The organism is Polaribacter butkevichii, assembly GCF_038024105.1.
GTDB classification, from domain to species: domain Bacteria; phylum Bacteroidota; class Bacteroidia; order Flavobacteriales; family Flavobacteriaceae; genus Polaribacter; species Polaribacter butkevichii.
The window spans coordinates 2,318,124-2,335,166 of record NZ_CP150661.1; the positions used below are offsets into that span (position 1 = coordinate 2,318,124).

The following is a 17,043-nucleotide window of genomic DNA, read 5'->3' on the forward strand; positions in this document are numbered from 1 at the left end:
CTAATTACTTCTTATTAATTTTTACAATCATACCGTCAAAAGCACCAGGTAACACTTGTGTTAAAATTTTCTGGTTGTTTTCTAATCCTTTTATCACCACTTTTTCATCACCAAAATAAACAGGATTAACGTTTACTAAAGATAAAATACTATCGTTTTTAACAGTATAAATAGCAGTATTATCTACCAATAATTTTCTAGAAATTTCAATGGCGTCTTTTTCTGATTTAGCAACCAAGTCTGCTTCTAAAAACATACCTTCTTTTAAATCTTTATCAGAAACATCTACAAAGGCTTTTATGGTTTGCGATACTTGGTCTACTTTACCGTTTACACGAACTACTTTACCTGTATATTTCTTTGTTTTTTCTAAATTAGAAAGTGCTACAGCATTACCAACTTTTAATAAATCTGCAAACTTAGAATTTACAGAAACTTCCATTTCATAAACACTTGGGTCTATAAATTCTCCTAATTTCTGACCTACTCTTACTAAAGAGCCAGGGCTTACCAAAGCTTCTGTTAAAATCCCTGTAAAAGGAGCTCTAATCTGGTATTTAGACAAACGAACCTCTAAATTCTTAACATTGTAATATGCTGTTAAGATTCCTCTTCCAGAAATAAAATATTTTTCTTTATCGGTAGAAAAATCAGGTAGTTTAGGCGTTGTTTTATTCATATCAAAACCTTTAACATAAGTTTCCCATTTTGTAAAAGCCACAGGATAATCTAACCGTAAATCTGGTAAAATTGCAGTAATTAGGTTGTTTAAATTACTTTTTTGAGATTGTAAACTTGCGTAAAATTCATCGCTATTAATACTTAATAACGTGGTGCCTTTGCTATAATTTGTACCTGCTTTAAATAACTTATTAGAAGGTTTTAAAATACCAGAAACTTCAGAAAAAATTTCAATTTTATTTTTAGCCGTTAAGTTTCCACTTGCAGTTAACACAATAGGAATCTCTTTATTTTCTACATTTTCTACAAAAACAGTTTTAATCTGTTTCTTAAACTTTGGTTTTGGTTTTTGATTTTTATCAACAAGATATTTACCTAAAAAGATGGCTCCTACAATTGTTAAAAGTCCTAGAATGGCTAGAATTGTTTTTCTCATAATTGGTTAATTGTACTTTTATATTGATACTTAAAAAGTATTGCGTTTTTGCAAATATAGTTTTATGACGCACAGTACCTTAAAGAGTTAACATTTAAGAATGTTAAAGAAACGTTATAATTGATGATTTTGGCTCTAAAACTGATAGGATTACTCTTTTTTACATCTTTAAATCTATGTAAAATAATAAAACTATACGCTCGTTTTAGAATAGCAATCAATTTTAAAAAGTTAGAAAACATTTTGTTTTAATGCACTATCTACACTTGTACTTAGCAACTTTTCTTGTTAGGTATAAATTAATTTTTAAATGATTTTAATCTAATATCAAAACGTTTATATAAAACCTTTAAAATAGCATAGCCACAACAATTTTACACAAAACACCTTATTATAACCTTAAAAAAACGGAACTTTGCAAATAAAGAAACCACTTTTATAAATATTAAAAAGCTTACTACAAAACACCAATTAATTTGATTTGCTGCACCAACACAAATACCGCACAATTTTACGCTACTTTAGATGAAATTCCTTCTAAAATATGGAAAACACTAGGCTGCACAAACAATAGTTACTTTCATCCAAATTTTTTAAAATCGTTAGAAAAAAATCATCCAGAAATAACCTTTTCTTATATTGTTTTAGTGGATGATAAAAAAGAACCAACTGCTTTTGCTAGTTTAAAAATTATTGATTTCGAATTAAATTCCATTAAAAATGATTTTGAACTTTTAAAAAATATTGGTAGAAAACTACATGTATTTCCAGATAAAAAACCCTTAAAACTCTTAATTTGCGGCAACACTTTTGTAAGTGGAGAACATGGTGTTTTTATAAAGGAAAATCAAGATAAAAAAGCCATCATAAAAGAATTGGCAGAAAGCATTAATCATTTTGTAAATTCTGATAAAAAGCTAAAAAAACAAATTGATGCCTTTTTATTAAAAGACTTTGCCAAAGAGTCTTTATTTATTTCTGATGAGTTAAAAGACTTTAGCTACCATCCGTTTTCTGTAGAACCAAACATGAAACTAGAAATTGATGAAAATTGGCAAAACTTTGATGATTATTTAGCCTCGATGAAAACAAAATTTAGGGTTAAAGCTAAAAAAGCTTTTAAGCAAAGCGCAAAAATTAAAATTAAAGAAGTTACTTTAGAAAACATCGATGAAGTGTTACCTAAAATGACTGCTTTATATGAAAAAGTGGCTTTAAATGCTGGTTTTAATTTAGGAATTTTTAACTTAGAAACATACAGAGATTTAAAAGAAAAATTCGGAGAAAATTATATTCTAAAATCTTATCATCTAGAAGATAAAGTAGTAGGTTTTATCTCTGGCATCATCAATAAAGATTCTTTAGACGCACATTTTGTAGGTATCGATTATCAGCTAAATAGAGAACATGCTATTTATCAACGAATGCTATATAATTATATAGAAATTGCCATCAGTAAAAAACTAAAAAATTTAAATTTTGGTAGAACTGCTAGCGAGATAAAAAGTTCTGTAGGTGCAGTTCCTCAAGATTTAACCATGTATCTTCGTCACAAGAAAACTATAAAAAACAAAATTTTAAAGTTATTTTTGCAAAGAGTTCAACCAACTCCATTTCAACAAAAATTTCCTTTTAAACTGTAGAAACGAAGCATGAAAAACACTAAAGAATTAATTGCCCTGTTAAACTTAAAAGATTTAGGAAATCATAATTTTAGTGGAAACAGTGTAACCATTGGAAGTCCACATGTTTTTGGCGGACAAGTATTAGCACAAGCAGTAAATGCTGCCTACAAAACAATACCACAAGATAGAATTTTACACTCTTTACATTCTTATTTTTTAGAAGCAGGAGATTTAACAATTCCTATAAATTACCTTGTAAAAGAAGTTAGAAACGGAGGTAGTTTTTCTACAAGAAGAGTTACAGCTAGTCAGAATGATAAAACAATCTTTATTCTAGCCGCTTCATTTCATAAAAAAGAAGAAGGCTTTGAGCATCAGGTAGCTTTTGATGCAACAATAAAACAACCCGAAAAGTTGTTAAGTTGGGACAATATATTAGAAAAGTTTGGTGATTTTTTACCAAAATCTATGAAATATTTTTTAAGTATAGAAAGACCCATAGAGTTTAAACCCGTAAGAATCCCCAATCCTTTACAACCAGAAGATTTACCACCAACAGAACAAGTTTGGTTTCGTTTAAAAGGAGAAAAACAAGATTTAGATTTTAGAACAAAACAAGAAATTCTTACTTATATTTCTGATTATAACATACTAAATCCTGCCTTTAACCCCAATGCAAGTAATCATAATTTTGGAAACACTCAAACTGCTAGTTTAGATCATTCTATGTGGTTTTTTAGAGATTTTGACTTTGACGATTGGATGTTATATACAGTAGAATCTCCAAATGCTTTTGGAGCAAGAGGCTTATCTAAAGGAAATATATTTACAAGAGATGGTAAATTAATAGCTTCTGTAACACAAGAAGGCCTGTTAAGACCGATTAAAAAGTAAGCAGTAAGCAGTAAGCAGTAAGCAAAATTAAAAAACTATAACAAATGAGTCCTATTATTTATATTTTAACCACAAACGGATTACTTTTTATATTGAGTATTATTTTTTGGAAATTTCCACCAAAAAAAATAAACAATTGGTACGGTTACAGAACTCCTAAAGCAATGCTAAACCAACAAATTTGGGATTTTGCAAATAGCATATTTAATAAAAAATTGGTTATTTACGCAGGAATTTCTTTTCTAGGTGGTTTGGTTTTTGCTAATTTTGCTACCAAAGAATTAACTTGGCAACCAATGGTTCTGGTACTTTTATCTGTTTTAGTAAGTGTTATAAAAACAGAAAGAGCATTAAACGATCATTTTACCGAAGAAGGAAAAAAGAAGAAACTTAAATAATTAACTAAAAACGGTTTCTAAAATTTGTAATGATTTCGGTTTCCTAAAACCATCTAAATGCAACTCGAAATATTGAATTATTATTTTTAATACTATTTGTCTTTCTTGTTTACCAAAAGACACGTTTTCTATTGCATCAAAATTGATGTCTAACAGCTTTTTAAATTGATAATAACTGTTTCCAGAAATAATATTTTTATATGGAGTTAAATCTGTAAAACTTCCTTCAACCAAATCAAACCCTAATTTATCACTTTCAGACAAGTCTGGATAAAAGCCTAAAAAACGAGTTAAATTCAATAAAAATAACAAGTGAAAATTTGAAATTTTATCATGTAGATCTAACCAGATAAGTCCAGATTCTAAATACTCAAAAAGTTCTTCATTTTTTTCTTCTTCTTTTATCGCATAAGATAAAACTTCAGATAAAAACATAACTACAGATTGTTTTACAATATCTTTATAAATGGTTTGATATGGATTAGAAATTTGAACCTCTTTAATAGAATTTAAATTTCCTTTATTGTTATGGCTTGCAACAATAATTAACTGTGTTAGAGGTTGAAAATAAGCCGCTTTTAGCCCACCTTTTTTTGCTTTTAAAATTCCTCTAATTAAATACGATTTTACACCTTCTTCTTCCGTATAACATTTTACTATTAAACTAGAATCGCCATATTTTAAAGAGCTTAAAATAATTGCTTTAGTTGTTACAACTGCCATTTTAATTTACAATTGCAATTTTTGTAACCGCTGTTTCAGAAGCATCATCATTAGAAAGTAAAACAATATAAATACCAGAAGCAACTTTGGTACCTGCAAGATTTTTTTTATCCCAAACCACTTTTCCTCCTTGTAATTCTTGTCCTTCTACAACATTAGATTCATACACTAAATTGCCTGCAACATCTATTATTTTTACGTTTGTTCCTTTGGGTAAATGTGTTCCGTTTCTACCATCAATTGTAACTGTCTCATGATTTTTTAATACAGGGTTTGGGTACGCATATACGGCTCCTAAAACATCCCCAAAAGGGGCAACTTTACTATTGTAAACAACAACACCTTTATTGGTGGCAAAGTATACTTTACCTGTACTATTATCTACCGCTATTTTTACAATTTTATTAGAGGGTAATGGCGAGTTTTGCATGCTAAAATTAGCCAAAGTTGTTTGTCCATTAGGGTTTGTATAAATAACCCCTCCGTTGTCTGTACCAAACCATTTATTTTCTGCACCATCAACCACAATAGAATTAATGGTTTGGTCCCCTAAAAGTCTTTCTCCAAAACCTTCATCATTTCCATTAATAACTACTGCATTGGCATTTGGCGTTGCATCATCAAAAACTCCAGACGCATTATTATACATTACCAAGCCAGATTTAGTACCCAACCAAACCCTATTATTACCATCAACAGCAACCGTTCTTACATTTATATCTGGAAGGTTTCCTAAGTTAGGTGTTGCAATTAGCGCTTTTTTTCTATTTCCGTTTTCATTAAAAACATACACACCGTTTGCTCTAGAGCCATACCAAAGACTATTGTTTCTGTCTATAACAATCTCACTTAAACCAAATCCAGCACTAGTTTCTACAGGTTTCATATCAAAACTAGACCATTGACCAGTTGTAGAAAGTTTCTTTAATTCGTTACCAAAACCAATATTTGTAACCCATAAATTTCCTTGAGCATCAAAAACAGATGTACTAACCCTTACGGTAACCCTATTTGGATCTGTTGCTTCAATATCTTCTAAAGGACTATTTAAATGATTATAGAATGTTTTAATTTCATCGTTTTCTACCACTAACAAACCTCCTGTAGAAACACTATTAACATCATTTGTATCTCCAAAAGAACTAATATACACTCTATTTTCCGCATTAGGATCTATAGAAACATGGTTTAAATCTATTACAGGAAAATTTGGATTAAATTTAGTGTTTATCCAATTTTCTCCATTAAAATGGCTAAACCCTTTTCTATTTTGAATTGGACCGTAGACACTACTATACCCTCCATAAACTACCCAAACATTATCATTACTAGCAGCTATAGAAAAGACATCATTAAACAACGGCCCTTCTGGATGCACTTCTTTAAAACTTGTTAATTGACCAGAAGTTGTATTTAAAATACCAAACTCTTTGGTTCCTAAAAAAACGGTATCATTTTCAAAATAGGAAGTATTTAAGGTAAAGTTAGTTTCTGTATTTGCACTAACCCTAAAGATTTCATTCATTGTTAAATCTAAAATAATAGCCGTATTATTTAAAGTTAAAGCTAAATTAGCTTCCGATGCTTTTATGGTTGAAATAATATCACCAGCAAATGTTTGTTTTGGCGTTAACACACTTCCATTTAAACCAAATAATGTGGTGTTTTTTTGGCTACCTACTAAATAATTTTCTACTACGTATAATTGATTGCTTAACAATGTAATTTGGGTAAAGTCTCTACCAGAAAACTGCTCTTGCCAATTGTTAAAATCAATCAATAAATTACTGGTTACATCTGCCTTATAAATTCCTCTGTCTGTAGCTGCGTAAATAAACCCATTAAAAACTTCTGTTTGGTGCACTAATAAAGAGCTAGAGCCATTACCAATAAAATAAGTGTCTCCAAATTCTAATTTATCAATATCATAAACAACTATACCAAAAGGGGTTGACAAGTATAAATTGTTATTAAATTCTGTAATATCATTTATACTTTTTTCTCCAAATTGATTAAAACTTACAATATCCGATGAAATCGTTATTTGCCCGTCATTATCTACAACTTCTACCAATCCATTCTCATAACCAATTACAAGCCTTTTAAAGGCACTGCTATAATGAATGGAACTTGTTGTTTCTCCAGACAAACCTTGTACAGAAGACAACTTGTTAAGTTCCTCTGACACTATATCATAGGTAAAAACAGCATTATCTACCAAGGCATAAATAACATCGTCTACCTTAACAAAATCTTTTACATTGTTATAAGAATAAAAGTCTTCCCAAGAATCGCTATAATCTGTTTGTGCAGAATAGAATACTGTAAAAAATAAAATATAGAGTGAAAAGAGTTTTCTCATTGTTTTAATTTGATATTTCAAAGATATTTCTTTTTTATCATAAAACGTAAACATGCCACTATTAGTACATGTTTAATTTTATTTTTAAACCAACTCTTTTTTTAATAGCAGCCTAAAAACTAGAGAAAGAATTCTTTTTACATTTCCTTTTAATAAAAAAAAGTACTTTTGTAACAATTAGTATTTTCTTAATAAAAAATTGGCCTTCTAAAGTTCTAAAAAAAGCATATTACATCAAAAAAAAAAATGAAAATAATTACTTTAGATGACTTTATAGACACATACTTTAAAGCAGTACAAAGAGGCCATAAATTTTTCTTTTCAAAATTTACGTTTAATAAAGAAAATAGAACTAAAAGTGCTTTTGATAATACTTCTTTTGTTTCTTCTAACTTTTGGTCTATTCCTAAAATAAGGGAAAGATGGAATTTATTAATTTCTGGTGATAAAAATAAAGATTACATCGATTATATATTAGAAGATGTATTAAAAGAAAAAACGAACTTAAGATTGCTTTCTCTTGGTTCTGGAATTTGCAATCCAGAAATTGAATTGGCTAAAAATAACTCCATTTTTAAAGAAGTTGTTTGTGTAGATATTGCTGATAATCTATTAGAAATTGCAGCAAAAAAAGCAGCAAAAAACAATGTAAAAAATATTACGTTTGTTGCTAAAAATATTGACGATTTTGAGTTTAAAGAAAATGATTTTGATATTGTATTCTTTAAATCGTCTTTGCATCATTTCGATAAAATAGAATCGCTATTGTCTGGTAGAATAAAAACAGCCTTAAAGCCTAATGGTTTTTTAATAATAAATGAGTTTGTAGGTGCCACAAGGCATCAATTTACTAAAAACCAAATAAAAGCAATTAATGAAGCTTTAAATTTAATTCCTAAAAAATTTAGAACACGGTTTAAAAGTAAACTACATAAAAACAAATACAGAGGTGTTGGTGTGCTTAGAATGATAATGGCAGATCCATCAGAATGTATCGATTCTCAAAGCATTCTTCCGGCCATACACAAACAATATAATATCACTGTAGAAAAACCGTACGGTGGAAACTTATTGATGAGTGCATTAAGAGATATTTCTCATCATTTTTTTGATCTAGACTCAGAAAAAGAAAAAGTTTTAAAAAACCTTTTTACCTTAGAAGATGCTTATTTAAAAACAAATCAATCTGATTTTGTATTTGGAGTTTATAACAATAAAAAATAACTTATTTAATTGCTAAAGCTTACTTTAAAGAACTAATAATTAGAATGTATGAGTGTAGAAATAGAAAGAAAATTTTTAGTAAAAAACGATGATTTTAAAAGTGATAGTTACGCACAAAAAAGCATTAAACAAGGCTATTTAAATTCTGATAAAAGCAGAACAGTACGCATTAGAATTGCCGACGATAAAGCTTATATAACAATTAAAGGACAATCTAATATTTCTGGCACAACACGTTTTGAGTGGGAAAAAGAAATTGACAAAAACGAAGCAGAAAATTTACTTTTATTGTGCGAACCTAGTATTATTGATAAAACCAGGTATTTGATAAAAGTTGGTCCGCATACTTTTGAGGTTGATGAATTTTATGGTGATAACAAGGGTTTAGTGGTTGCAGAAGTAGAATTAAATTCTGAATCTGAAGAATTTACCAAACCAAATTGGCTAGACAAAGAAGTAACTGGTAATGTAAAATACTATAATTCTAGTATTAGCAAAAAACCTTTTAAAGATTGGGCATAAAAATCTACAAATAATAGATTGCCAAAAAATGACTTAAGCTGCCCAACAATACAAACACATGAAAAATAGCATGGTTGTAAGGCATTTTCTTAATAGAATATAAAATGGCGCCTATTGTATAAAAAACACCTCCTGCAATTAATAAATTAAAACCAAAACTGGTTAACGCACCCATTAAAGGTTTTATAAAAAACACCACTTGCCACCCCATTAAAAGATACATTGCTGTAGAAAGTTTATCAAACCTTCCTGTAAAAAACAACTTTAAAATAACACCTGTTAAAGCAAAAACCCAAACAGCAATAAACATATACCAACCTAAATTAGAGTGTAAAGCAACCAAACAAAAAGGAGTATAACTACCCGCAATTAGCACATAAATAGCTGCATGATCAAAAATATTTAACCGTCTTCTTTTCTTCGGATTTTTTGCTGCGTGATAAAACGTAGAAGCTGCGTACAAGATTATTAAACTCATCCCATAAATTACAAAACTAGTAATATTCCAAAAGTTAGCATATGTACTCGCTTTTATAATTAAAAAAGGAAAAACCAAAATACTTGCAAACAAACCTAAACCATGAGACCAAACATTTAATCGTTCTTCGGTCTCAGAATATCCATGATTTAATTTTTCGCTCATTTTTTGCTATTTGTGTCTTTCATATATTTTTTATCATTTACCAAATCATTGTAAATAATATCAAATGTTTTATCTTTTAAAGTATTCATATCACGTATAGACAATCCCGTTGTTGAAATAAACGAATGTTGATGTACTCTAATTGTTCCGATACCTCCTTTAAAAACATCCCAAGAAAAAAAACGTTTGCAATCGTAATAAACCTGAGGCACAATTGGCATCTCAAATTCTATTGCCAAACTAAAAGCTCCTTTTTTAAAAGGTGCTAAAACTACCTCTTCCTCAGGTACTAATCCTTCCGGAAAAATAGCCATACTTACTCCGTTTTGCAGTCTTTTTTTAGCCATTCTATACACCCTTCTTCTACTTTCTGGGTTTGTTCTATCTACCATAATAACTGCTCTTTTGTAAAAAAAACCAAAAACAGGTATTTTAGCCAACTCGTGTTTACCCACAAAAACAATTGGGTTTTTACTTAAAACAACCAACACAAACGGGTCCATTAAAGAAGTATGATTGGGACAAAACATATAACTTTTGTTAGGCTCAATTTCTTCATCTAATTGAATGTCTAACCGAAAACCCATACCGTAAATAAGTACTTTAGACCAAATTCTAATTAGTTTCCATAATAAGTGATAAGAATCTTCCTTTATTGTAAAAATAAATAATAAAGGAGACATTAATATAACCGTTGTAAACATTAAAATGTAGAACCACAAGCGCCAAATTAAAAGAAAAGGAATTTTAATATACTTCACAATATTCATAAACGTTTAATAGTATCTTTAAGTATCTATCATTAAAAAAGAATAAAAAATGAGACCGCAAAGAGCTCTCTAAAAACAAAAATACTAATATTCTTTTGTTTGATTGGTTTTCTTAAACAAAACCTTATTTTTGCTATCCGAAATGGTTTTTGTATCTCACTCAAATATTATTTATTTTTTTGATAAGTTTCAGATACCTTTTTTTAAAAATAAAATAAACACAGCATAATGTCAAGAATTTTAACAGGTGTACAAAGTACAGGAACACCACATTTAGGAAATTTATTAGGAGCTATTTTACCTGCTATAGAAATGGCAAATAGCCCAGAAAATGAATCTTTTATATTTATAGCAGATATGCATTCTTTAACACAGATTAAAGATGGAAATCTATTAAGAGAAAACACTTATAGTGTTGCTGCTACTTGGCTTGCTTGTGGTTTAAATATTGATAAAACACTATTTTACAGACAAAGTGATATACCACAAACTACAGAATTAACTTGGTACTTAAGCTGTTTTTTTCCGTACCAAAGGCTAACTTTAGCACATGGTTTTAAAGACAAAGCAGATAGGTTAGGTGATGTAAACGCAGGTTTATTTACATACCCAATGTTAATGGCGGCAGATATTTTATTATATGATGCAGAAATTGTTCCTGTAGGTAAAGATCAATTGCAACATTTAGAAATGACAAGAGATGTTGCCAATAGGTTTAATCATATTGTTGGCGAAACATTGGTACCACCAAAAGCAGAAATTAAAGAAGGCACCAAATTAGTTCCTGGAACTGATGGAGAAAAAATGAGTAAATCTAGAAATAATATTATCAATATTTTTTTACCAGACAAAAAATTAAGGAAACAAATAATGTCTATTAAAACGGATAGTTTAGGTTTAGAAGATCCTAAAAATCCTGATACAGATAATGTTTTTGGCTTGTATAAATTATTAGCTTCTGAGGCTCAAATTGCAGAAATGAGAGCTAATTACGAAGGTGGTAATTATGGTTACGGACACGCTAAACAAGCTTTGTACGAATTGATTTTAGAACAATTTTCTCCTATAAGAGAACGTTACAATCATTTTATGGAAAACAAGCATGAAATTGATGCTGCTTTAGAAATTGGAGCAGAAAAAGCATCTGAAGTTGCTAAAGGAGTTTTAAAAAGAGTAAGAACCAAAATTGGTTACTAGTAAAATAAAAGCATAAAAAAAACCGAAAGTAAATTCTTTCGGTTTTTTTATGCTTTTATTTCTTTTATTTAATCTTCATAGATTTAGCAATAGCCTCTAATTCAAACAAAAAGGCTCTTTTGTTTACCGAAGGAGCATATGTAAATCCTTCAAAAATAACGAGTCTATTATTTTTCTTATCAACCACGGTATAATTTAAAAAAGGCCCCGCCATAAAATCGTTTTTTACCTCCCATTTACCACGAGTTTCATAAGCTTTTTTGCCATCTATAACCGCATCAAAAGTAAAAGGTGTATATGCTTTTTCTGTAATCATGTGCATGGTTTCTGGGTCTGAACCCGGAATGTATTTTTTACCAATTCTATTTCTAACAGCCACAATACTGTCTGCCACTTTTGTTTCGTCTTCTAAAGGAACAGAATACACTAAAATATTATTACTTCCTGTTTTTGCAATTCCGCTAGATAAATGTTGACGTAACCATAAGAAATCACCTGTATCATCTACCGTATTAAAATTCTTGTTGATGGTTAATGAAATTCCTAAATTTTGCAATGTTTTAAATTGAGAATCATCTAATTTATGTTTTGCAAATAAATGCTGAACCATACTAATATCAGATTCTATAAATGTTTTGATGATTTCTTTTTCGTGCTTTTTAAACATTTTTACAACACCTGCTCTGTCTTTTGCATATACATAAACAATTGTTTGTGGTTGAGCGTACACATCCTTTTTTACATAGTATTGCTCTTCGTCACCAACCCCAATAATCATAATATTTCTACCCACTTTCATCATGTTTCCAAATCCATTTGGAGCCACTTGAGACACAGATAAAAGAGATTCTGGTTGCGGTAAACCCACCATCAATTCGCCAAAAGAGTTTCTTATTTCTTTACCAATATCACCATTCCAATCACTGGCTTTGGTAACTACCATTACTTTGTTTACTTTACCTACAGATGATCGTAGTGTAATTTTTTCATTGCCTCCGCAAGAAGTTAATAAAAGTACAATTGCAAATAGGGTAAATATATTTTTCATAAGTTTAGCTTTTAAATTTCGTTCTAGGTATTTAAACCTAGCACTCCAAATATTGTTCCATTTTTAAGTTTAATCAAAAGAAACCTTCTTTATTTATAAATAGTAGTTAACTACCTAATTTTTTGGGATAAACAGATAATCTTTGCCCTATTTTTAATCGGCTTGTTTTTAGACCATTCCAACGTTTAAGATCACTTACACGCACTCCAAATTTATTTGCAATCTTACCTAAATAATCGCCACTTTTTACTTTATAACGAATACGCTGATCCATTTCAAAGTATTTAGGCAAAGGTTTTTCTCTTTGCGCATCATCTGTGTCTGCTAAAGCATAAATTTCTTTTTCTTTATCTAAAAAGTTTATAATCTTATCGCTAGGTAATCTTAAAGCATATTTTCTATCTTTTATAAACGGAATAATATCTAACTTATAAGATGGGTTTAATTCTGATAAAACTTCTTCATCAACATCTATTTTTTCTGAAATTTGATCGAAACTAATGGTTCTTTTTATTTGAATTGTATCGGTTTGAAAATTAAAGAATTGAGGTAAATCAGAATAAATATTATGTTCATCTGCATACTCAAAAATATACATGGTTGCATAAAAAGCAGGCACATAACTTGCCGTTTCTCTTGGTAAATAGGGTCTAATATTCCAATAATTTTTATAACCTCCAGAACGTTTTATGGCTTTTCTTACGTTTCCTGGTCCTGAGTTGTATGCTGCTAAAGCCAAATCCCAATCACCAAAAACAGTAAATAACTGACTTAAATATTTACATGCTGCAATGGTTGCCTTTACAGGGTCTTGACGCTCATCTACATAAGAGCTTACTTTTAAATCAAACTCTATACCTGTACCATACATAAATTGCCACAAACCTGTTGCACCAACACGCGATTTTATCTTAGGTCTTAAAGCAGATTCTACAATAGCTAAATATTTCATTTCTAAAGGAATATCATATTGATCTAGATATTGCTCAAACATTGGAAAATAATACTTTGCTTTTGCAAACAATGCTGGATAATATTTTTTTCGATACAATAAATAACTATTAATTACATTTTCTAAAGACGGATTAAAAGCTAAATTAAAAGGCGTTTTATTGTTTAATGCAGCAAGACGTAACTTTAATAAATCTGTTGTTAAAACCGTAGAGGTATTCCCTACAATATCTTTATCATTGATAACATAAGCAAGAGAATCTACTAATAATGAGTTAAATTTTTCATTTACTAATAAACTATCAATAAGATCTAAATCGCTATCAGAAAAAAACGATTGATCTATAGGTTCTTTTATAGAATCTTTGGCAATAAATACAGTATCTGCTTTTGTATTTAAAGATAAAGTGTCTTTTTTCTCTTGAGAAAAAATAGAACTAGTTATTAGGAGGAATATAATTAGTTGCTTCATATTTAATTTTAAAATTTAAGTTCTACAGCAATTGGACAATGATCTGAATGTTTTGCTTCTGGCAAGATATATGCTCTAGAAATTTGATCTTTTAAGGGCTCAGAAACCATAGCGTAATCTAAACGCCAACCTTTATTATTTGCTCTAGAATTTGCTCTGTAACTCCACCAAGAATATTCTTGTTTTTCTTGATTTAGAAAACGAAAACTATCTATAAATCCACTTTTAATAAAATTACCAATCCAAGTTCTTTCTTCAGGTAAAAAACCAGAAACTCCTTTCATTTTAGGATTGTGAATATCTATTTCTTCATGACAAATATTGTAATCGCCACAAATAACTAAATTAGGAATCTCTTGTTTTAAGGTATTGATGTATTCTTGAAATTCATCCATATAATTAAACTTAAAACTTAACCTTTCAGAATTTGTTCCGGATGGTAAATACAAACTCATTATAGAAACATTATCAAAATCTACACGTAAATTTCTACCTTCAAAATCCATCGATTCTATTCCGGTTCCGTATGCAATATGATTTGGTTTTTCTTTACAAAAAATGGCTACCGAAGAATACCCTTTTTTCTGAGCAGAAAACCAATAATGATACGGATACCCTGCATTTTCAAAATCAGTAAGATCTAATTGTTCTTTGTGCGCTTTGGTTTCTTGTATGCAAATTACATCTGGGTTTGCGGCTTCTAACCAATCTAAAAATCCTTTTTTTAAGGCTGCTCTAATTCCGTTTACGTTGTATGATATTATCTTCATTTATATTTTTTAATCCTCTAAAAGAGAACGTATTCTTAATTTTAATTATGCATCTATAATAATTGGTTTCTTTAAAAAGATCCAAGTAATTTGAGTTTTATCTCCTGTTTGTGTACTTATTTTCCTTTTTCTTGGCGACAAAAATCCTGCCAAAGGTGCTGCTATAACAATGCGCATAATAGAATTGTCTATTTTAAAGCCAAAATCTAAAATTGCAATAAAAATAAGTACAAACAAAAAAATTACTAAACTTGGTCTTTTGGCAAGAAAATCCATATTAATTTTAAAATTCTAATCTAAACTAATTGGCTTTTTTAAAAAGAGCCAAGTAATTTGTTTTATTTTTCCTGTTTGTGTAAGTATAATTTTTTTTCTTGGCGATAAAATAAAGGCGATAACACTACAAACTCCTATTTTTAGAATAAAATTATCTGTTTTATAAACTAGATCAAAAATCAACATAAACAATCCAATAAGCATTGGATAAATTAACCAATATATTTTTTTAAATAATGCCATCTTAAATATTCATTTCCGGAATCTCTCCATTTATCACCAAAGTACCTTCTGTTGCTTTTTTAATTTCATCAATAGTAACTCCTGGAGCTCTTTCTAATAAATGAAAACCATTCTCTTTTACTTCTAAAACGGCTAGGTTTGTAACAATTTTAGTTACACAACCAACACCTGTTAAAGGCAAAGAGCATTTTTTTAAAATCTTAGATTCTCCGCGTTTATTAGTATGCATCATTGCCACAATAATATTTTCGGCAGAAGCTACTAAATCCATGGCTCCGCCCATTCCTTTTACCATTTTACCCGGAATTTTCCAGTTGGCAATATCACCATTTTCTGCAACTTCCATAGCCCCTAAAATAGTTAAATCTACATGTTTACCGCGAATCATAGCAAAACTCATAGAAGAATCAAAAAAACTTGCTCCAGGCATTGTTGTTATGGTTTGTTTACCTGCATTAATAATATCTGCATCTTCTTCTCCATCAAAAGGAAAGGGGCCCATCCCTAAAACGCCGTTTTCACTTTGAAATTCAACCTCTATATCATCACGAACGTAATTAGCAACTAAAGTTGGAATACCAATACCTAAGTTTACGTAAAATCCATCTTGAACTTCCTGCGCAATTCTTTTTGCAATGCCTATTTTATCTAACATATATAATGTTTCAATTAAACAATTTAAAAATGTATCAATTCTGTTTACGAGATTTAATACCAGTACTTAGAATTTTATATAAAATTAACCCTAATTCATTAACTTTTTCAACTAATTTTTTTTATTAGGATATGTTTTTGATCTTTCACAAAGAACTAACCAATATTTTGTTTCTTCTAATTCTTTTGTTGCAATTTTAATTTTATGAATAAAATCGGCTTTACTTTCTGCATTTTGAGCTTCATGAACATTAGCTCCAATACTTGTTCCCGATTTTAATAATTGACGAGAAATAACCTATTTTCTTTCAACTTATAAAATTTCACAATACTCAATTATTAATAATGCAACTTCTATAGATTTGTCAACTACTGGATTTTTCATTGTTACATTATTAAATTTCTATATTGATTAATTACTCATACGAACCGTTCTTTGCTCAATTCTTTTCTCGTAATTTTTTCCTTGAAAAATACGTTGTACAAATATTCCTGGAATATGAATATTGTTTGGGTCTAATTCACCAACCTCTACCAACTCTTCTACTTCTGCCACGGTAATGGTTGCTGCTCCACACATATTAGGATTAAAGTTTCTAGATGTTCCTTTAAAAATTAAATTACCTGCGGCATCTCCTTTCCAAGCTTTTACAAAGGCAAAATCGGCTTTAAAAGCAGGTTCTAAGACATACATTTTGCCATCAAACTCTCTGGTTTCTTTGCCTTCGGCAACTTCTGTTCCATATCCTGCAGGTGTATAAAATGCAGGAAAACCGGCTTGTGCAGCTCTACATTTTTCTGCCAATGTTCCTTGCGGAGTTAACTCTACTTCTAACTCGCCAGATAACATTTGACGTTCAAACTCATCATTTTCTCCTACATAAGAAGAAATCATTTTTTTGATTTGTTTATTTTGAAGCAATAAACCCAGGCCAAAATCATCTACTCCTGCATTGTTAGAAATACAAGTTACCTCTCTAACATCTAGCTTAACTAATGCTGCAATAGCATTTTCTGGAATACCACATAAACCAAAACCACCCAACATAAAAGTCATTCCGTTTTTAACACCTTGCAGTGCTTCTTGTACATTGTTTACCTTTTTATTAATCATAATGTTTCTTTTTTATAATATATCAACTATCCAAAAAAAT

At 29.7% G+C, this 17,043-nt stretch carries 19 protein-coding genes; 6 read left to right on the plus strand and 13 right to left on the minus strand.

Features of this window, described 5'->3' with window-relative positions; translation table 11 throughout:
* Window positions 1-4: 4 nt before the first annotated feature.
* On the minus strand, window positions 5-1,117 hold the full coding sequence (locus tag WG951_RS09820) for an efflux RND transporter periplasmic adaptor subunit (RefSeq protein ID WP_105049970.1): 1,113 nt from the start codon (window positions 1,115-1,117) through the stop codon (window positions 5-7).
* 476 nt (window positions 1,118-1,593) lie between these two features.
* Between WG951_RS09820 and WG951_RS09825 the strand changes: the two genes are divergently transcribed.
* The 3 genes from WG951_RS09825 to WG951_RS09835 are packed head-to-tail and all read left to right on the plus strand — an operon-like array spanning window position 1,594 to window position 4,034.
* A complete protein-coding gene (locus WG951_RS09825; protein WP_245893541.1) occupies window positions 1,594-2,760 on the plus strand; it encodes a peptidogalycan biosysnthesis protein in 1,167 nt (388 codons plus the stop codon).
* 9 nt (window positions 2,761-2,769) lie between these two features.
* The gene (locus WG951_RS09830; RefSeq protein WP_105049969.1) at window positions 2,770-3,636 is read left to right on the plus strand and encodes an acyl-CoA thioesterase; all 867 of its coding nucleotides are present in this window, start codon (window positions 2,770-2,772) and stop codon (window positions 3,634-3,636) included.
* Window positions 3,637-3,680: 44 nt separating this feature from the next.
* Window positions 3,681-4,034, plus strand: coding sequence for an SdpI family protein (locus WG951_RS09835; protein WP_105049968.1), 354 nt, complete (start codon window positions 3,681-3,683; stop codon window positions 4,032-4,034).
* On the opposite strand, the gene recO is transcribed toward WG951_RS09835, so the two are convergent.
* Entirely contained in the window at window positions 4,035-4,757 is a 723-nt protein-coding gene (gene recO, locus WG951_RS09840; protein ID WP_105049967.1) for a DNA repair protein RecO, read from the minus strand.
* 1 nt (window position 4,758) lies between these two features.
* On the minus strand, window positions 4,759-7,119 hold the full coding sequence (locus WG951_RS09845; protein WP_105050618.1) for a hypothetical protein: 2,361 nt from the start codon (window positions 7,117-7,119) through the stop codon (window positions 4,759-4,761).
* Window positions 7,120-7,365: 246 nt separating this feature from the next.
* Between WG951_RS09845 and WG951_RS09850 the strand changes: the two genes are divergently transcribed.
* Complete coding sequence (locus WG951_RS09850; RefSeq protein WP_105049966.1) at window positions 7,366-8,343, plus strand: class I SAM-dependent methyltransferase; 978 nt, start codon at window positions 7,366-7,368, stop codon at window positions 8,341-8,343.
* Window positions 8,344-8,391: 48 nt separating this feature from the next.
* The gene (locus WG951_RS09855) at window positions 8,392-8,865 is read left to right on the plus strand and encodes a CYTH domain-containing protein (protein ID WP_105049965.1); all 474 of its coding nucleotides are present in this window, start codon (window positions 8,392-8,394) and stop codon (window positions 8,863-8,865) included.
* A gap of 4 nt (window positions 8,866-8,869) precedes the next feature.
* On the opposite strand, the gene trhA is transcribed toward WG951_RS09855, so the two are convergent.
* Both trhA and WG951_RS09865 read right to left on the minus strand, forming a co-directional pair.
* Window positions 8,870-9,508 carry a PAQR family membrane homeostasis protein TrhA gene (trhA, locus tag WG951_RS09860; protein WP_105049964.1) on the minus strand — a complete coding sequence of 213 codons (639 nt, stop codon included), beginning with the start codon at window positions 9,506-9,508 and terminating at the stop codon, window positions 8,870-8,872.
* Entirely contained in the window at window positions 9,505-10,191 is a 687-nt protein-coding gene (locus WG951_RS09865) for a lysophospholipid acyltransferase family protein (protein WP_211296746.1), read from the minus strand. Before WG951_RS09865 ends, trhA begins: the two co-directional genes overlap by 4 nt.
* 315 nt (window positions 10,192-10,506) lie before the next feature.
* On the opposite strand from WG951_RS09865, the gene trpS reads away from it, so the two are divergent.
* Window positions 10,507-11,475, plus strand: coding sequence for a tryptophan--tRNA ligase (gene trpS, locus WG951_RS09870; RefSeq protein WP_105049963.1), 969 nt, complete (start codon window positions 10,507-10,509; stop codon window positions 11,473-11,475).
* 64 nt (window positions 11,476-11,539) lie between these two features.
* Here trpS and WG951_RS09875 read toward each other — a convergent pair whose 3' ends face one another.
* The 8 genes from WG951_RS09875 to WG951_RS09910 form a co-directional block, all read right to left on the minus strand.
* The gene (locus WG951_RS09875) at window positions 11,540-12,523 is read right to left on the minus strand and encodes a DUF4837 family protein (protein WP_105049962.1); all 984 of its coding nucleotides are present in this window, start codon (window positions 12,521-12,523) and stop codon (window positions 11,540-11,542) included.
* Between the two features lie 106 nt (window positions 12,524-12,629).
* The gene (locus WG951_RS09880) at window positions 12,630-13,946 is read right to left on the minus strand and encodes a lytic transglycosylase domain-containing protein (protein WP_105049961.1); all 1,317 of its coding nucleotides are present in this window, start codon (window positions 13,944-13,946) and stop codon (window positions 12,630-12,632) included.
* Window positions 13,947-13,954: 8 nt separating this feature from the next.
* Window positions 13,955-14,716, minus strand: coding sequence for an exodeoxyribonuclease III (locus WG951_RS09885; protein ID WP_105049960.1), 762 nt, complete (start codon window positions 14,714-14,716; stop codon window positions 13,955-13,957).
* Between the two features lie 45 nt (window positions 14,717-14,761).
* The gene (locus tag WG951_RS09890; protein WP_105049959.1) at window positions 14,762-14,992 is read right to left on the minus strand and encodes a hypothetical protein; all 231 of its coding nucleotides are present in this window, start codon (window positions 14,990-14,992) and stop codon (window positions 14,762-14,764) included.
* A gap of 15 nt (window positions 14,993-15,007) precedes the next feature.
* Window positions 15,008-15,235: a hypothetical protein gene (locus WG951_RS09895; RefSeq protein ID WP_105049958.1), complete on the minus strand. Its 228-nt coding sequence runs from the start codon at window positions 15,233-15,235 to the stop codon at window positions 15,008-15,010.
* Between the two features lies 1 nt (window position 15,236).
* Window positions 15,237-15,890: a 3-oxoacid CoA-transferase subunit B gene (locus tag WG951_RS09900; RefSeq protein WP_105049957.1), complete on the minus strand. Its 654-nt coding sequence runs from the start codon at window positions 15,888-15,890 to the stop codon at window positions 15,237-15,239.
* Window positions 15,891-16,001: 111 nt separating this feature from the next.
* Complete coding sequence (locus WG951_RS09905; protein WP_340916166.1) at window positions 16,002-16,184, minus strand: four helix bundle protein; 183 nt, start codon at window positions 16,182-16,184, stop codon at window positions 16,002-16,004.
* Between the two features lie 117 nt (window positions 16,185-16,301).
* On the minus strand, window positions 16,302-17,003 hold the full coding sequence (locus WG951_RS09910; protein ID WP_105049956.1) for a CoA transferase subunit A: 702 nt from the start codon (window positions 17,001-17,003) through the stop codon (window positions 16,302-16,304).
* Window positions 17,004-17,043 lie beyond the last annotated feature (40 nt).

What these genes read in the sequence shown, in the direction of transcription:
- WG951_RS09820 (WP_105049970.1), bottom strand. Translation starts at nt 1,117, where the DNA reads ATGAGAAAAACAATTCTAGCCATTCTAGGACTTTTAACAATTGTAGGA.
- WG951_RS09830 (WP_105049969.1), top strand. Translation starts at nt 2,770, where the DNA reads ATGAAAAACACTAAAGAATTAATTGCCCTGTTAAACTTAAAAGATTTA.
- WG951_RS09835 (WP_105049968.1), top strand. Translation starts at nt 3,681, where the DNA reads ATGAGTCCTATTATTTATATTTTAACCACAAACGGATTACTTTTTATA.
- recO (WP_105049967.1), bottom strand. Translation starts at nt 4,757, where the DNA reads ATGGCAGTTGTAACAACTAAAGCAATTATTTTAAGCTCTTTAAAATAT.
- WG951_RS09845 (WP_105050618.1), bottom strand. Translation starts at nt 7,119, where the DNA reads ATGAGAAAACTCTTTTCACTCTATATTTTATTTTTTACAGTATTCTAT.
- WG951_RS09850 (WP_105049966.1), top strand. Translation starts at nt 7,366, where the DNA reads ATGAAAATAATTACTTTAGATGACTTTATAGACACATACTTTAAAGCA.
- WG951_RS09855 (WP_105049965.1), top strand. Translation starts at nt 8,392, where the DNA reads ATGAGTGTAGAAATAGAAAGAAAATTTTTAGTAAAAAACGATGATTTT.
- trhA (WP_105049964.1), bottom strand. Translation starts at nt 9,508, where the DNA reads ATGAGCGAAAAATTAAATCATGGATATTCTGAGACCGAAGAACGATTA.
- WG951_RS09865 (WP_211296746.1), bottom strand. Translation starts at nt 10,191, where the DNA reads ATGTCTCCTTTATTATTTATTTTTACAATAAAGGAAGATTCTTATCAC.
- trpS (WP_105049963.1), top strand. Translation starts at nt 10,507, where the DNA reads ATGTCAAGAATTTTAACAGGTGTACAAAGTACAGGAACACCACATTTA.
- WG951_RS09875 (WP_105049962.1), bottom strand. Translation starts at nt 12,523, where the DNA reads ATGAAAAATATATTTACCCTATTTGCAATTGTACTTTTATTAACTTCT.
- WG951_RS09880 (WP_105049961.1), bottom strand. Translation starts at nt 13,946, where the DNA reads ATGAAGCAACTAATTATATTCCTCCTAATAACTAGTTCTATTTTTTCT.
- WG951_RS09885 (WP_105049960.1), bottom strand. Translation starts at nt 14,716, where the DNA reads ATGAAGATAATATCATACAACGTAAACGGAATTAGAGCAGCCTTAAAA.
- WG951_RS09890 (WP_105049959.1), bottom strand. Translation starts at nt 14,992, where the DNA reads ATGGATTTTCTTGCCAAAAGACCAAGTTTAGTAATTTTTTTGTTTGTA.
- WG951_RS09895 (WP_105049958.1), bottom strand. Translation starts at nt 15,235, where the DNA reads ATGGCATTATTTAAAAAAATATATTGGTTAATTTATCCAATGCTTATT.
- WG951_RS09900 (WP_105049957.1), bottom strand. Translation starts at nt 15,890, where the DNA reads ATGTTAGATAAAATAGGCATTGCAAAAAGAATTGCGCAGGAAGTTCAA.
- WG951_RS09910 (WP_105049956.1), bottom strand. Translation starts at nt 17,003, where the DNA reads ATGATTAATAAAAAGGTAAACAATGTACAAGAAGCACTGCAAGGTGTT.